Here is a 15,813-nt window from a genome sequence, read left to right on the forward strand (position 1 = left end):
GGGCGGGGAGCTGACGAAGCTGTCCAAGGACCAGGCCGAGTACATCGGCGTCGACGTCGAGGGCCCGTACAAGCCCGAGCACTACCGCTACTGAGCAGGTCCGCTCTCCCGACCGGCGGCGCGGTGGCCTCGACGGCCATCGCGCCGCCGGCGCGTGTACAGGATCGGTGACGATGATCGAGATCGGTTCCGGGGACGGCTGGGTGCACTGCGCCGCGGGCCACCGGCACTGGGGCCTGTTCGGCGCGGCGGGCCTGCTCGTCCGGCACCGCGACGACACCGACCCGCCCGGCGTGGACCGGGTGCTGCTGCAGCACCGCGCGTCCTGGAGCCACCACGGCGACACCTGGGGGATCCCCGGCGGCGCCCGGGACCGCGGCGAGCCCGCCCGGGCGGCCGCGCTGCGCGAGGCCGCCGAGGAGAGCTCGCTGGACACCGCGGCGGTGCGGCTGCTCGACGAGTTCGTCGACGACCACGGCGGCTGGAGCTACACGACCGTCGTGGTCCGGGCGCCGTCCGCGCCGCCGGTGGCGGTGCGCGGGCGGGAGAGCACCGAGCTGCGCTGGGTGCGCACCGACCGGTTCGACGAGCTGGCCCTGCACCCCGGCTTCGCGACGAGCTGGCCGCGGGTCCGGCTGCTCGGCACCGGTTAGGCTCTGCGCCCGTGGGACGGCTGGTGGTCATCGAGGGACTCGACGGTGCCGGCAAGCGCACCCTCGCCGCGCGGCTGACCGCCGAGCTGGTCGCGGCCGGTGCGTCCGTGCACACCACCGCCTTCCCCCGCTACGACGACGACGTGCACGCCGAGCTGGCCCGCGACGCGCTCTACGGCCGGATGGGCGACCTGGCGTCGTCGGTGCACGCGATGGCGGTGCTCTTCGCGCTCGACCGGCGCGCCGCCGCCCCCGGGCTGCGCGCCGACCTCGACGCGCACGACGTGCTGCTGGTCGACCGGTACGTCGCCTCGAACGCCGCCTACAACGCCGCCCGGCTGGGGCAGGACGCCGCCGGCGAGATCGTCGGCTGGGTGCGCGAGCTGGAGGTGCAGCGGTTCGGCATCCCGGTGCCCGACCACCAGCTGCTGCTCGCCCCGCCGCGCGAGGTGGCCGCCGGGCGGGCCCGCGCCCGGGAGCTCGCCGAGCCGGGCCGGGCGCGGGACGCCTACGAGAGCGACGACGGGCTGCAGGCCCGCACCGACGTGGTCTACCGGCAGCTCGCCGCCGCGAGCTGGCTGAGCCCGTGGACGGTCGTGGGAGCCGACGGCGCTGCCGGAGCCGACAACGCTGCCGGAGCCGACAACGCTGCCGGAGCCGACGGCGCTGCCGGGGTCGCCGCGCTGGCCCGGCAGGTGCTCGCCGGCCGCGGGTAGGGCCCTCCCCGGTCGCCCTCCGGAGCCGGGGTGGGATATTGGGACGCATGAAGTCGCGCGTGCTGGTGGTCGACGACGACCCGGCCCTGGCCGAGATGCTCACCATCGTGCTGCGGGGCGAGGGGTTCGAGACCGCGGTCGTCTCCGACGGCACCCGGGCGCTGCCCGCCGTCCGGGACTCGCAACCGGACGTGATCCTGCTCGACCTGATGCTGCCGGGCATGAACGGCATCGACGTCTGCCGGGCCATCCGGGCGGAGTTCGGCATCCCGATCGTGATGCTCACCGCCAAGAGTGACACGGTCGACGTCGTGCTGGGGCTGGAGTCGGGTGCCGACGACTACGTCATCAAGCCGTTCAAGCCCAAGGAGCTCGTCGCCCGGATCCGGGCCCGGGTGCGGCGCAACGAGTCCGAGCCCGCCGAGCAGCTGTCCATCGGCGAGATCGACATCGACGTGCCCGCGCACCAGGTGACCCGGGCCGGCCGGCCGATCGCGCTCACCCCGCTGGAGTTCGACCTGCTGGTCGCGCTCGCCCGCAAGCCGCGCCAGGTGTTCACCCGCGAGGTCCTGCTCGAGCAGGTCTGGGGCTACCGGCACGCCGCCGACACCCGGCTGGTGAACGTGCACGTGCAGCGGCTGCGGTCCAAGGTGGAGCGCGACCCGGAGCGCCCCGAGGTGGTCCTGACCGTCCGTGGGGTGGGGTACAAGGCCGGGCCGCCGTGATGGCGGAGCCGGTGCGCCCGCGATGAGCCGGCTCGGGATCCGGCGCCGGCTCGGCCGGCTGCCGGGCGTCGGGCGCCTGGTCCGGGGGCTCGCCCCGCTGCGGGCCCAGGCGCACGAGCTCGGCGCGCTGGTCGCCGCGTCCTGGCGGCGGTCGCTGCAGCTGCGGGTCGTGGTGTCGACGCTCGCGCTGTCCTCGGCGGTGGTGCTGGTGCTGGGCCTGGTGCTGCAGAGCGAGATCGCCGAGCGGCTGCTGCAGAGCAAGGTCAACGGTGCGCTCATCCAGGCCGAGACCGGCCGGGTGGTGCTCGAGGGCGAGCTCTCCGGTGTCGACCCGGACCGGGAGGGCGCGCAGGAGATCCTCAACGCGGCGCTGCAGCGGCTGACCAACACCGAGGACGCCTCGCCCGGCACGTCCACCGCCGGTGAGTTCCGGGCGGCCCTGACCAGCGGGATCGGCAACGGTCCCGAGGTCTCCTCCGGCCCGGTGGACGAGGTCACCCCGGAGCAGCGGGCCACCGTCGCCGAGGGCGGCGTGAGCCGCCAGTACACGACCGTCGACGGCGTGCCGACCCTGGTGATCGGGCAGCCGGTCTCCACCGCGGGCCGTGACCTCCAGTTCTATCTGCTCTTCCCGCTGGAGGGGGAGCGGCTGACGCTCAACCTGGTGCAGAGCACGCTGATCGTGGGCGGGCTGGTGCTGCTGGTGCTGCTCGCGGCGATCGCCAGCCTCGTGACGAGGCAGGTGGTGCGGCCGATCCGGGAGGCCGCCGACGTGGCGGAGCGGTTCGCGGGCGGCCATCTCGACGAGCGGATGGCCGCGCGGGGCGAGGACGAGGTGGCGCGGCTCGCCGAGTCCTACAACGAGATGGCGGGCAGCCTCGCCGCCCAGATCGCGCAGCTGGAGGAGTTCGGTGCGCTGCAGCGCCGGTTCACCTCGGACGTGAGCCACGAGCTGCGCACCCCGCTGACCACGGTCCGGATGGCCGCCGACGTGCTCTACGCCTCCCGCGACGAGCTGCTCCCGGCCCTGCGCCGCAGCTCCGAGCTGCTGGTGACCGAGCTGGACCGGTTCGAGGAGCTGCTCGCCGACCTGCTGGAGATCTCCCGGCTGGACGCCGGCGTCGCCGAGCTGGGCGCCGAGCAGATCGACCTGTCCGCGGTGGTGCGGCGCGCCGTCGGCGCCGTCCGTGGCCTGGCCGCCGACGCCGGCACCGAGCTGGTGCTCGACCTGCCGTCCGGCGAGTACGTCGAGGCCGATCCGCGGCGGGTCGAGCGCATCGTGCGGAACCTGGTGGCGAACGCGATCGACCACGGCGAGGGCATGCCGGTGGAGGTGACGATGGCGGGCGACCCCGCGTCGGTGGCGGTGCTGGTGCGCGACCACGGCGTCGGCCTGCGGCCCGGCGAGGCGGACCTGGTGTTCAACCGGTTCTGGCGGGCCGAGGAGTCCCGGGCGCGGCGCAGCGGCGGCACCGGCCTGGGCCTGTCGATCAGCATCGAGGACGCCCGGCTGCACGGCGGCTGGCTGCAGGCGTGGGGCGAGCCCGGCAACGGATCGGCCTTCCGGCTGACCCTGCCCCGCCTCGTGGGCGGTCACATCTCCGCCTCTCCGCTGCCGCTCGGCCCGCCGTCGGGTGACGACGACACCCAGCACCGCCGGGACGGCCGCCCCGGCACCTCGGTGCCGACCCCGCCCCGCGGCGTCGTCAGCCGCCGCGAGGAGACCCGGCCGGCGCGCGAGGACGAGGTCCGCGCGCTGCGCGCCGACGAGCCCGCCCCGGTGCTGCCCGCGGAACGGGCGATCACCGACCCGGGGGTGCAGCGGTGAGCGGGGTGCTGCACCGGTTCGCCGGCGGGCTGGGGATGCTCATCTGCCTGGTCGTGCTCGCGGGATGTGCGAGCGTGCCCGACCACTCCTCGGTGCAGGTGCTGCGGCAGACCGGGGACAACGGGGCGGCCGTGCCGGACGGCCCGATCGAGGACGCCGACCCGCTCGGCCTGGTCCGCGAGTTCGTCTACGCCTCCGGGCGGCCGGACGACCGGCACGCCTCCGCCCGCCGCTACCTCGCCGCCTCGGCCGCCGACTGGGACGACGGCGCCTCGCTGACCGTGCTCACCGAGCGCTTCGACACCGTGTTCGCACCGGACAGCGCCGAGCACGGCGGGGACCGGGCGGTGGTGCGGCTGCGCGGTACCCGGCTCGGCACGGTCAGCCCCTCGGGTGCGTTCGAGACGGCCACCGGACCCGTCGAGATCGACATCGGGGTCGTCCGGCAGGAGGACCACTGGCGGATCGACCGGCCCCCGCCGGGGGTCATGGTCCGGCTGTCGGACTTCCGGACGAACTACCGCTCGCTGCGCGCGTGGTTCGCCGATCCGCAGCGCGGCACGCTGATGTCCGATACCCATTACATCCCCAGTACCCGGCCGATCCAGCTGGCCTCCCGCGCGACAGAGGTGCTGCTCGGCGGGCCCTCGGCGGGGCTGGCCGGTGCGGCCGTGACGATGTTCCCGGCGACCGCCCGGCTGCGCTCGGCCGTCGCCGAGTCGCCGGACGGGGTGAGCGTCGTCGATCTGACCGGTGTGTCCGGGCTGTCGGTGGCCGACCGCCGGCTGCTCGCCGCCCAGGTCGCCCTCACCCTGGCCGAGGTCAGCGTGCCGCGGGTGCGGGTGCTCTCCGACGGCGAGCCGCTGCTGCCCGAGCAGCCCGAGATCACCCGGGACGACGTCGCCGGCCTGGTGGCCGCGCCCGACCGGCTCCCGGCGTTCCCGCTGGTGGTCGACGGCGGGCGGGTCCGGCAGCTGGCCGACGGCGGCCAGGACACCCCGGTACCGGGACAGGCGGGCAACGGCTCGTTCGACGTGGTCGAGGCGGCCGCCTCGGCGCGCGGTGACGGGATCGCCGTCGTCTCCCGGGAGGAGACCGGGACGCACCGGCTGCTGACCGGCCCGATGGCGGGTGAGCTGACCGCGACCCCGGTCTCCGGTGCCGAGGTGACCTCGCTCAGCTGGAACGGCGCCGGCGACGAGATCTGGGCGGTCGCCGACGGCCGGCTGCACCGGGTCCTGGTCCCGGCGACCGGGCCGCCCGCCGAGGCGCCGCTGGACACCCGGCGGCTGGACGGGCTCGGCGAGATCGCCGACGTGGCGCACTCCCGGGAGGGCGGCCGGATCGCGGTCGTCGCGGGCGGCACGGCCCTGGTCGGCCCGGTGGTGCCCGGCGAGGGCGGCGAGGCCGCGATCGGGCCGCTGCGCGAGCTGCGCCCGAACGAGCTGCAGGACGTCGTCGCCGTGGACTGGCGGTCGAGCGAGCAGCTCGCCGTGGCAGCCGATTCCGACCGCCCGGTCGCACTCGTGACGATCGACGGCCTGACGCTGGACCCAGTACCGGGCACCAACCTCACCTCCCCGTTGCGTGCGGTGGCCGCCGCTCCCGGGCGGCCGATCTACGTCACCGACCGGACCGGCCTGTGGAGCTACACCGGCGGTGACCTCGACGCGTGGCGGCAGACGGTGGGTGCCTCCACCGCTGCCCGGCCCTTCTACCCGGGCTGAACCGGCGCCGGGGACAAGCCTGCACCGGGGGGTGGCCGGTGACCGGGCCGGTTCGCCGCCTGTGGACAGATCCGGCACTTGTGGACAACTCCGGGCTCCGGGGCCCGGTCCGGGGCTCCCGGCGGCCGGCGTCGGGCAGCATCCCCGGCATGACCGCTCCGGCCCTCTCACCCCTGGCGTCGCTGCTCGACCTGCTGTTCCCGCGGACCTGCGGTGGCTGCGGTGCCGGGCCGCCCGGCAGCGGCGGCTGGTGCCCGTGGTGCGCGGAGAGCACCGCGGGCCCGTGGTCGGTCGGCGTGCCCGGCGCCGGCCGGGTCGCCGTGGCCGGGCGCTACCACGGGCCGCTGCGCCGCGCGGTGCTGGCCTACAAGGAGCGCGGCCGCCGCGATCTCGCGGCGGACCTGGCCGGGTTGCTGGTGGCCCCGCTCGCGGTCGTGCTGCCGGTGGCGGCAGGGCGGGCGCCACCCCGCATCCGGCTGGTGCCCGTCCCGTCCCGCCCGGCGGCGGCCCGGGCCCGCGGCGGCGACCACGTGCTGCGGCTGTGCCGGGCGCTGGAGCCACGGCTCACGGCCGCCGGCCTGCCGGCGAGCACCGTCCCGCTGCTCGCGCTCGACCGCCGGGCCCGGGACTCGGTCGGCCTGGACGGGGCGGCCCGGGCGGCGAACCTGGCCGCCGCGCTGTACCCGGCCGGCCGCGGGCGGCGGCCGCCGCCGGACCCCGGTGCACCGGTGGTGCTGGTCGACGACGTGGTGACAACCGGGGCGACCCTGCGGGCGTGCCGGCGGGCCCTGCGCGGGCTGGGCTGCGAACCGGTCGGCTCGGTGCTGCTGGCCGACGCCACGACGCCCGGCCGAAGTTAGTGACCGCCGTCACATCCGTCCGGCGGGTCGGGGGCGCGTCCGGACGGCCGCCTCCGATGGCCGGGGAGTGCCGCATCCGACGACCCGCCGGTGAGTGCAGGAAGTGACGGTCGGGTATCACCCGGTTGCCGCGTGCCGGTCGCAGAACGGGATCGGCAGCGGGCCGAACGTCCCGCTTCCGGGTCGACGAGCGGCCTGTCCCGTCGGCGGATTTCCCGATAACGTCCGATGAACTCCGACCCGATAGCACACCAGGAGGAACGACCGATAGCCCACCCCCCGGGGCCGTCGTCGAGTCCCGGGTTCAGCACGAGGCGAAGCGAGGGATGTCCGAGTGGAAATCGTCGTCACCGGCCGGAACGTGCAGGTACCGGACCACTTCCGCGGTCTGGTCGAGGAGAAGCTGACCCGCCTGGAGCGGCACGATCACAAGATCGTCGGAATGGAGGTGGAGCTCTTCCACGAGCCGAACCGCCGACAGCAGAAGTCCTGCCAGCGTGTCGAGATCACCGGCCGCGGCGGCTGCGGTGCCGTGGCCCGCGCCGAGGCGTCGGCGCCCGACTTCTACGCAGCCCTCGACATGGCCGTCGGCAAGCTCGCCGAGCGACTCCGCCGTTCGCACGACCGTCGCAAGCCCAGCCGGCGCGACCGCGTGCACGCCTCGCGGGTCGCCGCGAACGCCTCCGCCGTCGCGCTGATGGAGGCGGCACCGCCCGCCACCGACACCATCCCCGCGCCCCGCTCGCACGACGAGTCCCTTCCCGGTGCCGAGCTCGAGCAGCTCGAGGAGCAGTGGGCGGCGGAGTACATGCCCGGCCGCATCGTGCGCGAGAAGACCCACCAGGCCGACCCGATGACGGTCGACGAGGCACTGTCCCGGATGGAGCTCGTCGGACACGACTTCTACCTGTTCGCCGACACCGACTCCGGGCACGCCTCGGTGGTCTACCGGCGTCGCGGCTACGACTACGGAGTGATCAGGCTCGGCGGCTGACCGCTCGGCGCGGGTGCCCGGCCGTCCGCGGCGGCACCCGCGCCCGGCGGTGCCGTCCCGTGCCCCGTTCGCCGCCGCCGGTCGCGGCGCGCGGGGCCTCGCCGAAGCGGCGCGGGACCCGCGACGGCGGGCCCGTACCATGGGTTTCGGGGCGGTGTGACCTCGTCCGGTGAGTGACACCCGTCCCGTGTCCTGACCGCGAACGTGAATGAGGTCGGCAGTGCCCTTCCTGAGTCGACTCCTGCGGGCCGGCGAGACCAAGCTGGTGAAGCGGCTCGGCAAGATCGCCGCGCACATCGACGGCCTGGAGCCCGAGTTCGAGGGCCTCACCGACGCGCAGCTGCGCGCGAAGACCGACGAGTTCCGGCAGCGGCTCGCCGGCGACGAGACCCTCGACGACCTGCTGCCCGAGGCGTTCGCGACGGTCCGCGAGGCGGCGCAGCGGACCCTGGGCCAGCGGCCGTTCACGGTGCAGCTGATGGGTGCCGGCGCACTGCACCTGGGCAACGTGGCCGAGATGGGCACCGGTGAGGGCAAGACCCTGACCTCGACCCTGGCCGTCTACCTCAATGCCCTCGAGGGCAAGGGCGTGCACGTCGTCACCACGAACGACTACCTCGCCAAGCGCGACTCCGAGACCATGGGCCGGATCCACCGCTGGCTCGGCCTGACCGTCGGCGTGATCCTCTCCGAGATGACCCCGGTCCAGCGCCGCGAGCAGTACGCGCAGGACATCACCTACGGCACGAACAACGAGTTCGGCTTCGACTACCTGCGCGACAACATGGCGTGGAACGTCGCCGACATGGTGCAGCGCGGCCACAACTTCGCGATCGTCGACGAGGCGGACTCGATCCTGATCGACGAGGCGCGGACCCCGCTGATCATCTCCGGCCCGGCCGAGCAGAGCGCCCGCTGGTACCAGGAGTTCGCCCGGCTGGCGCCGATGCTGTCCAAGGACATCCACTACGAGGTCGACGAGCGCAAGCGCACCGTCGGCATCACCGAGGAGGGTGTCGCGCTGATCGAGGACCAGCTCGGCATCGACAACCTCTACGAGTCCGCGAACACCCCGCTGGTCGGCTACCTGAACAACGCCGTCAAGGTGAAGGAGCTGTTCAAGAAGGACAAGGACTACATCGTCGCGAACGGTGAGGTCCTGATCGTCGACGAGTTCACCGGCCGGGTGCTCGCCGGGCGCCGCTACAACGAGGGCATGCACCAGGCGATCGAGGCCAAGGAAGGCGTCGAGATCAAGCCGGAGAACCAGACCCTGGCGACGATCACGCTGCAGAACTTCTTCCGGCTCTACGACAAGATCTCCGGCATGACCGGTACGGCCCAGACCGAGGCCGCCGAGCTGCACGAGATCTACAAGATGTCGGTGGTGTCCATCCCGCCGAACAAGCCGCGGGTGCGCGCCGACCAGCCGGACCTGATCTACAAGACGGAGGCCGCGAAGTTCGAGGCCGTCGCCGACGACATCGCGGAGAAGCACGCGAACGGCCAGCCGGTCCTGATCGGTACCACCAGCGTCGAGAAGTCCGAGTACCTCGCCAAGCTGCTCCTGCGGCGCTCCGTGCCGCACGAGGTGCTGAACGCGAAGAACCACGCGCGGGAGGCGGCGATCATCGCCCAGGCCGGGCACGCCGGCGCCGTCACCGTCGCGACGAACATGGCCGGTCGAGGCACCGACATCATGCTCGGCGGCAACCCGGAGTTCCTGGCGGACCTGGAGCTGCGCGGGCAGGGGCTCGACCCGGTCGAGACCCGCGAGGAGTACGAGGCCGCCTGGGACGCCGTCCTGGACCGGATGCGCAAGCAGGTCCGGGCGGAGGCCGACGAGGTCCGCGCGGCGGGCGGGCTCTACGTGCTGGGCACCGAGCGGCACGAGTCGCGCCGGATCGACAACCAGCTGCGCGGCCGCTCCGGCCGGCAGGGCGACCCGGGCGAGTCGCGGTTCTACCTCTCGCTCGGCGACGAGCTGATGCGCCGGTTCAACGGGCACGTGGTCGAGTCGATCATGAACCGGTTCAACCTGCCGGACGACGTGCCGATCGAGGCCAAGATGGTCACCCGCGCCATCCGGAGCGCGCAGACGCAGGTCGAGCAGCAGAACTTCGAGATCCGGAAGAACGTCCTCAAGTACGACGAGGTCCTCAACAAGCAGCGCAAGGTCATCTACGACGAGCGCCGGCGGGTGCTCGACGGCGAGGACGTGCAGCGCCAGACCCGGAACATGCTCGAGGACGTGATCCACGGCTACGTCGCCGGGGCGACCGCCGAGGGCTACGCCGAGGACTGGGACCTGGAGAAGCTCTGGACCGCGCTGCGCGGCCTCTACCCGGTGTCGATCGACCCGAGCTCGCTCGCCGACGACCTCGACGATCTCACCGCGGAGGACCTGGAGAAGCAGATCCTCGCCGACGCAGAGCAGGCCTACGCCCGGCGCGAGGCCGAGATCGACGCACTGATCGGCGCGCAGGGCGGGATGCGCGAGCTCGAGCGCCAGGTGCTGATGCAGGTCATCGACCGCAAGTGGCGCGAGCACCTCTACGAGATGGACTACCTCAAGGAGGGCATCGGGCTGCGCGCGATGGCCCAGCGCGACCCGGTGATCGAGTACCAGCGCGAGGGCTACGACATGTTCACCGCGATGCTCGAGGGCATCAAGGAGGAGACGATCGGGCACCTGTTCAACGTCGTCGTCCAGGTGCAGCAGCCTGCGGCGCCGGTCCAGGAGGCCGAGCCCGAGACGACCGAGATCCCGGTGATCCGCCGCGCCCCCGCGGAGGACCCGAGCGAGAGCACCGTCGTCCTGCCAAACCTGTTCCGCACCACCCCGCCGCAGAACCTGCAGTACAGCGGTCCCGGCGAGGACGGCGGGGTCGCCCGGCGGGGAGAGGGCGCGGCGCCCGCGCCCGGTGGCCGGACCGGCCGCTACCGCGCGGCCGCACCCCGGAACCCGGTGCCCCGCAACGCTCCCGCGCAGAACGCCGCGCCGCAGAACGCGCCGACCGGCAACGGTGCGGGCGACGGCGGCGTCAACCGTGCCGAACGCCGTCGCGCGGAGAAGGCGAACCGCAGGCGCCGCTGACCGCGGTCACAGCAGCCGGGCGGCGGTGACGACCCACGGGTCGTCGCCGCCCGCCCGGTCGATCCGCAGGATCAGCGCCCGGTTCCGGCCGGCGAGCGGGAGGGTCGTGCAGATCTCCGCGGCGTCCGGGTGCGGCTGGTCCACGTGCACCGGGTGGACGCGGCGCTGCGCGCCCGGGGCCGCGCCGCAGCCCGGCGCCCGCGCCCACCCGCCCGGGCGGCCGCGGTGCGGTGCCGGACGGGCCGCCCGGATGTAGCGCAGCACCGGCGGCGCGGTGAGACCGGCGAGCTGGCCGGCCGGCCGGCGTCCGGTGAGCACCTCGCGGACCAGCCGCACCAGCTCGGCCGCCCGGGCCCGGGTCCGATCGGCGTCCGGGACGGTGATCTCGGGCGGCCGGACCTCCGCGCGCGGCGGTTCGGCGCGGTCCGGGGGCGGCGTCGCCCCCGAGTACATCCGGATTCCGCCCGGGAGGACGACGACCAGGCCGGGTGGGAGCTCCGGCGGCACCTCCTCCGGCGTCCGGGCGACCAGCACGCGGTACCGGTCCCCGGGCTGCCGGCCCGCCGGGGTGGCGGGCAGCGGGCCGGCCGCGGGGCTGGACGTGGTCACCGGACGAGCGTGCGCCGTGCACGGCGCGGCCCGGTCCGATCGGCCCGGATTCGTCCCGACACCGTCCGGTGGCGACACCGTCGGGGTCCGTACCGTCCGGGTCCGCACGGCGTACGGTCCGCGCCCGCCGGCGGATCGTTCGCAGGCGCAGGCAGGCGATCGCGATCGGGCCCGCGGCCGCCGGCCGCGGCCTACCCTGCCGCGATGCCCGAGCAGCCGCGTCCCCGCCCGTCCCGGCCCGCCGAGCCGAGCGACCCGGCCACCGGCCCGCGCCCGGGTCCCGGCGGGCCGGACACGGTCGCCGATCTGCTGGTCCGCGCCGGCGCCGGGGTGTCGGAGCACCGGCGCCGCCGGGCCGCGGAGCACGGCCTGTCGCGGACCGGGCTCGCGGTGCTGCAGGTGCTCGACGGGACGGACGGGCTCGTCCAGCGCGAGCTGGCGGCCCGCGTCCGGGTCGGCCCGACCACGCTCACCCCGGTGCTCGACGCGCTGGAGGAGGACGGTCTCGCGGCCCGCGCGGCGGTCGGCGGGGACCGGCGGGTCCGCCGCGTCGTCATCACCGACGCCGGTCGCGGCCGGCTGGTCGCCGCCCGGTCCGCGGACCGCCGGCGGCGCGTCCCGGATCCCCCGCGCGCACACGCCGGGGCCATCCGCGAGTATCTGCTCGCGGTGATCGTGGCGCTGGAGCAGGATCACCGCGGGCAGACGCGCTGAGGGAGACGTGATGGGACGGGCCGCGGTCGAGGTCGTCGACCTGGTGAAACGCTATCCGAAGTCGGACCGCAACGCGGTCGACGGCCTGTCCTTCGAGGTCGCCGAGGGTGAGATCTTCGGGCTGCTCGGCCCGAACGGGGCCGGCAAGACCACCACCGTGGGCGTCCTCACGACCCGGGTGGTGCCGACGTCGGGGACCGCACGGGTGGCCGGGCTGGACGTGCTGCGCGACTCGGTCGCCGTCTGCGCGAAGCTCGCGGTGGTGCCGCAGCGGCAGAACCTGGACCGCTCGCTCGGCGTCCGCGACAACCTGGTCTTCCACGCCGCGTACCACGGCGTCGGCCGCGCCGAGCGCAACCGGCGGGCCGACGAGCTGCTGGAACGGATGGGGCTGGCCGACCGGGCGAAGGCGGTCGCCGACGATCTCTCCGGCGGCCAGGCGCAGCGGATCATGATCGCCAGGGCGCTCATGCACAAGCCCGAGGTGCTCTTCCTCGACGAGCCCTCGACCGGCCTGGACCCGCAGGCCCGGCTGTTCGTGCACGACTATGTGCTCGGCCTGCGGGACGAGGGCATCACCGTGGTGCTGACCACCCACGACATGGACGAGGCGCAGAAGCTCTCGCACCGGATCGGGATCGTCGACCACGGCAGGCTGCTGGCCCTCGACACCCCGGACGCGCTGGTCCGCTCGCTGCCCGGCAGCGGGAGCATCGAGATCGTCGCGGAGCCGGGCCCGGCGGGGACCGAGCAGCTGCGGGCCGCGCTGTCCGGGCTGGCCGACGTGGCCCGGGTGGAGAGCCCGCCCGGGCGGGCCGACGACGTCGAGGGCACCGTCGCGCTGCGCCTGTCGGTGGTCGGCGACCCGGCGACGCTGCTCGCGCCGGTCGTCGACCTGCTCGGCAGGCACGGCGCGGCGGCGCGGGACGTGCGGCTGGGCTCCGCCACCCTGGAGGACGTCTTCATCGACCTGACCGGACGGGACCTGCGGTGAGCCGGCGCGCCTTCCTCGCGGTGCTGCGCCGCGACATCTTCGTCACCGGGAAGGAACTGCCCTCCTTCCTCGCCCAGGTGCTGGTGCAGCCGTTCTTCTTCCTGCTGGTCTTCGTGGTCGTGCTGGGCCGCGGCGGGTTCGTCGCCGAGGGCTACGGCGAGATCATGCTGCCCGGGCTGATCGCGCTGAACGCGCTGTTCGGGGCGCTGCAGAGCGTCACGCTGCCACTGGTGTTCGAGCTGTCGTGGACCCGGGAGATCGACGACCGGCTGCTGGCGCCGATGCCGGTGTGGGCGGTGGCCGTCGAGAAGATCGTCTTCGCCGGCCTGCGCGGGTTGCTGGCCAGCCTGCTGATGGTGCCGATCGGGCTGCTGATGGTGGACGTGTCCTGGCCGGCCGCCGGGCTCCCGATGGCGCTGCTGATGGTGGTGCTGGGATCGCTGCTCGGCGCCGCCATGGGCCTCACCATCGGGACCGCGGTGCCGCCGCGGCGGATCAACATCCTGTTCGCGGTGATCTTCACGCCGCTGCTGTTCACCGGCTCCGTGCAGTACCCGTGGCTGACCCTGGCCGACCTGCGCTGGTTCCAGGTGCTCTCGGCGCTGAACCCGCTGACCTACGTCAGCGAGGGGCTCCGGGCGGCGCTGGTGCCGCACGTCCCGCACATCCCGATGTGGATCTGCGTGCTGGTGCCGGTGCTCGCGATCGTGCTGTTCACGCTGCTCGGGATCCGCGGGTTCCTCCGCCGCGCCCTCGACTGACGGGTACCGTCGGCGGCGTGCCGGAACCACGCACGCTGCGCGGCCTGATCGTCGACTACGGCGGTGTCCTCGACGATCCGGAGGGCGGCCCGCGGCTGCTCGCCTACGCCCGCCGGGCCGCCGACGGCGGGATCCGGACGGCCCTGTTCTCCGGGGCGCACGCGGTGCCCGACGGCTGCGCCGACGCCTTCGGCACGGTGCTGCTCGGGGCGGTCCGCGGGGCCCGCAAGCCCAGCCCGGACGCCTTCGCCGCGGCGGCCGCCGCGATCGGCCTGGACCCGGCGGACTGCGTGGTCGTCGATGACATGGGCGTCTGCGTGCGCGGCGCGGCGGCGGCCGGGGCGGTCGGGGTGCAGCACGTGAGCGCCGACGCGACGCTCGCCGAGCTGGAGATCCTGCTGGGCGTCGACGCCGGGTCGTGACGTGCGGAGGCGCCGCCCGCTGCTCGCGGACGGCGCCTCGATGGTCGGCCCGGCTGCTGCCGGGCCGGTCCCGCTACGGGCCGATGTGACCGGCCCGGATCACTGCTGCGGGGGCGGCGGCTGCTGGCCGCCCTGCGGCGGCGGCGCCTGGCCGGGCTGCTGCTGGCCCTGCGGCGGCGGGGCCTGGCCCGGCTGCTGCTGACCCTGCTGCGCGGTCGTGTCGCCGCTACCGGTCCGCTCGCGGGCGAACTTCGTCGCGGTGTCGATGTGCTGCTCGTTGCCGGCGAACTTCTTCTTGGCCGCGTCCCCGGCCTTGTTCAGCGCCTGGTCGACCTTGTCGTCGTGCTTGCCGAGCAGGTCCTTGGCCTTGTCCAGGAAACCCATGCCGGCCATGGTCGCGCGCTCAGGCTCCCGGCGCACCCTCGGCACGTACCCCGTTCGGGTGAGCAGCGTCCACGATCGACGAACGGAGCCGCGCGTGCTCCGGCCGGAGGTCCGCCACCCGGGTCACCCCGAGCAGCTGCATCGTGCGCTCGACCTCGCCGCGCAGGATCTCCACCGCCCGGGCCACCCCGGCCTCGCCGCCGGCCATCAGCCCGTACAGGTAGGCCCGGCCGACCAGCGCCGCCCGCGCCCCGAGCGCGACGGCGGCGACCGCGTCACCGCCGTGCATGATCCCGGTGTCGACCAGCACCTCGGCGTCGTCCCCGAGCTCCTGGACGACCGGCTCGATCAGCTCGGCCGGGACCGGCGCCCGGTCCAGCTGCCGGCCGCCGTGGTTGGACAGCAGCACGCCGTCCGCGCCCGCGTCGGCCACCCGGCGCGCGTCGGCCACCGACTGGACGCCCTTGACCACCAGCTTGCCCGGCCAGGTCTCGCGCAGCCAGGCCACGTCGTCCATCGTCAGGGCCGGGTCGAACACCCGGTTGATCACCTCGAACGGGGATCCGCCGCCCGAGGCGAGGCTCTCGAAGGCCAGCGGCTCGGTGGTGAGCAGGTCGAACCACCACCGCGGGTGCCGGGCGCCGTCGAGGAAGGTCCGCAGCGACAGGGCGGGCGGGATGGACAGGCCGTTGCGGACGTCGCGGCGCCGGTTGCCTCCGACCGGGGTGTCGACGGTCAGCATCAGCGTGTCGTAGCCGGCCGCCGCCGCCCGGGCGACCAGGTCGTGCGCGAACGACCGGTCCCGCCACAGGTAGAGCTGGAACCAGTTGCGGCCGCCGGCGCCGGCCCGGGCGACGTCCTCGATCGTCGTCGAACCCATGGTGGACAGCGTGTACGGGATCCCGGACCGGGCCGCGACGGCGGCGACCGCCCGCTCGCCCGCGGTGTGCATCATCCGGGTGAAGCCGGTCGGGGCCAGCGCGAACGGCAGCGCCGAGCGGCCGCCTAGGACGTCGGTCCCGGTGTCGACCCGCGACACGTCGCGCAGCACGCTCGGCCTGAACTCGACCGAAGCCCACGCGTCGCGGGCGCGGCGCAGGCCGATCTCGTCCTCGGCGGCGCCGTCGGTGTAGTCGAACACCGCCCGCGGCGCCCGTCTGCGGGCGAGCAGCCGCAGGTCACCGATGCTCGCCGCGCGGGCCAGCCGGGCCGCGGTGCGGTCCAGGGTGACGGGCGCGGGGCGCAGCAGCGGCGCGAGCTCGGACGGGCGCGGGATGCGACGGCGGACCATGGACGCCAGGGTAGGTACCCGGGCCGGGAACCGGGCGG

The 15,813-nt window shown here is 74.7% G+C and carries 16 protein-coding genes; 13 read left to right on the plus strand and 3 right to left on the minus strand.

What is annotated here, in order from left to right; all coding sequences use genetic code 11:
* The 9 genes from ACVJO7_RS15430 to secA all read left to right on the plus strand — a co-directional run.
* Positions 1–94: adenosylhomocysteinase (locus ACVJO7_RS15430; RefSeq protein ID WP_491671942.1), on the plus strand; the 94-nt coding region annotated here is incomplete at its 5' end.
* A gap of 79 nt (positions 95–173) precedes the next feature.
* Positions 174–653: an NUDIX domain-containing protein gene (locus tag ACVJO7_RS15435; RefSeq protein WP_344029581.1), complete on the plus strand. Its 480-nt coding sequence runs from the start codon at positions 174–176 to the stop codon at positions 651–653.
* Between the two features lie 11 nt (positions 654–664).
* On the plus strand, positions 665–1,369 hold the full coding sequence (locus ACVJO7_RS15440; protein ID WP_491673455.1) for a dTMP kinase: 705 nt from the start codon (positions 665–667) through the stop codon (positions 1,367–1,369).
* Positions 1,370–1,416: 47 nt separating this feature from the next.
* Positions 1,417–2,094, plus strand: coding sequence for an MtrAB system response regulator MtrA (mtrA, locus tag ACVJO7_RS15445; RefSeq protein ID WP_344029587.1), 678 nt, complete (start codon positions 1,417–1,419; stop codon positions 2,092–2,094).
* 22 nt (positions 2,095–2,116) lie between these two features.
* Positions 2,117–3,922 carry an MtrAB system histidine kinase MtrB gene (gene mtrB / locus ACVJO7_RS15450; protein ID WP_491673456.1) on the plus strand — a complete coding sequence of 602 codons (1,806 nt, stop codon included), beginning with the start codon at positions 2,117–2,119 and terminating at the stop codon, positions 3,920–3,922.
* On the plus strand, positions 3,919–5,649 hold the full coding sequence (locus ACVJO7_RS15455; protein ID WP_491673457.1) for an LpqB family beta-propeller domain-containing protein: 1,731 nt from the start codon (positions 3,919–3,921) through the stop codon (positions 5,647–5,649). Before mtrB ends, ACVJO7_RS15455 begins: the two co-directional genes overlap by 4 nt.
* Before the next feature lie 149 nt (positions 5,650–5,798).
* Complete coding sequence (locus tag ACVJO7_RS15460; RefSeq protein WP_491673458.1) at positions 5,799–6,509, plus strand: ComF family protein; 711 nt, start codon at positions 5,799–5,801, stop codon at positions 6,507–6,509.
* Positions 6,510–6,843: 334 nt separating this feature from the next.
* Positions 6,844–7,503, plus strand: coding sequence for a ribosome hibernation-promoting factor, HPF/YfiA family (hpf, locus tag ACVJO7_RS15465; RefSeq protein WP_491673459.1), 660 nt, complete (start codon positions 6,844–6,846; stop codon positions 7,501–7,503).
* A gap of 208 nt (positions 7,504–7,711) precedes the next feature.
* Entirely contained in the window at positions 7,712–10,600 is a 2,889-nt protein-coding gene (gene secA, locus ACVJO7_RS15470) for a preprotein translocase subunit SecA (protein WP_344029601.1), read from the plus strand.
* Between the two features lie 6 nt (positions 10,601–10,606).
* On the opposite strand, the gene ACVJO7_RS15475 is transcribed toward secA, so the two are convergent.
* Positions 10,607–11,209, minus strand: coding sequence for an Rv3235 family protein (locus tag ACVJO7_RS15475; RefSeq protein ID WP_491673460.1), 603 nt, complete (start codon positions 11,207–11,209; stop codon positions 10,607–10,609).
* A gap of 204 nt (positions 11,210–11,413) precedes the next feature.
* Between ACVJO7_RS15475 and ACVJO7_RS15480 the strand changes: the two genes are divergently transcribed.
* The 4 genes from ACVJO7_RS15480 to ACVJO7_RS15495 are packed head-to-tail and all read left to right on the plus strand — an operon-like array spanning position 11,414 to position 14,100.
* Positions 11,414–11,923 carry a MarR family winged helix-turn-helix transcriptional regulator gene (locus tag ACVJO7_RS15480; protein WP_344029607.1) on the plus strand — a complete coding sequence of 170 codons (510 nt, stop codon included), beginning with the start codon at positions 11,414–11,416 and terminating at the stop codon, positions 11,921–11,923.
* A 10-nt stretch (positions 11,924–11,933) separates the two neighbouring features.
* On the plus strand, positions 11,934–12,917 hold the full coding sequence (locus ACVJO7_RS15485; protein ID WP_344029610.1) for an ABC transporter ATP-binding protein: 984 nt from the start codon (positions 11,934–11,936) through the stop codon (positions 12,915–12,917).
* Complete coding sequence (locus ACVJO7_RS15490) at positions 12,914–13,678, plus strand: ABC transporter permease (protein WP_344029613.1); 765 nt, start codon at positions 12,914–12,916, stop codon at positions 13,676–13,678. Before ACVJO7_RS15485 ends, ACVJO7_RS15490 begins: the two co-directional genes overlap by 4 nt.
* Positions 13,679–13,695: 17 nt before the next feature.
* Entirely contained in the window at positions 13,696–14,100 is a 405-nt protein-coding gene (locus ACVJO7_RS15495; protein WP_344029616.1) for an HAD-IA family hydrolase, read from the plus strand.
* Between the two features lie 99 nt (positions 14,101–14,199).
* Here ACVJO7_RS15495 and ACVJO7_RS15500 read toward each other — a convergent pair whose 3' ends face one another.
* Both ACVJO7_RS15500 and ACVJO7_RS15505 read right to left on the minus strand, forming a co-directional pair.
* Positions 14,200–14,484 carry an antitoxin gene (locus ACVJO7_RS15500; RefSeq protein WP_344029619.1) on the minus strand — a complete coding sequence of 95 codons (285 nt, stop codon included), beginning with the start codon at positions 14,482–14,484 and terminating at the stop codon, positions 14,200–14,202.
* 19 nt (positions 14,485–14,503) lie between these two features.
* The gene (locus tag ACVJO7_RS15505) at positions 14,504–15,775 is read right to left on the minus strand and encodes an alpha-hydroxy acid oxidase (RefSeq protein ID WP_491673461.1); all 1,272 of its coding nucleotides are present in this window, start codon (positions 15,773–15,775) and stop codon (positions 14,504–14,506) included.
* Positions 15,776–15,813 lie beyond the last annotated feature (38 nt).

The organism is Pseudonocardia sp. DxW (genome assembly GCF_058448985.1).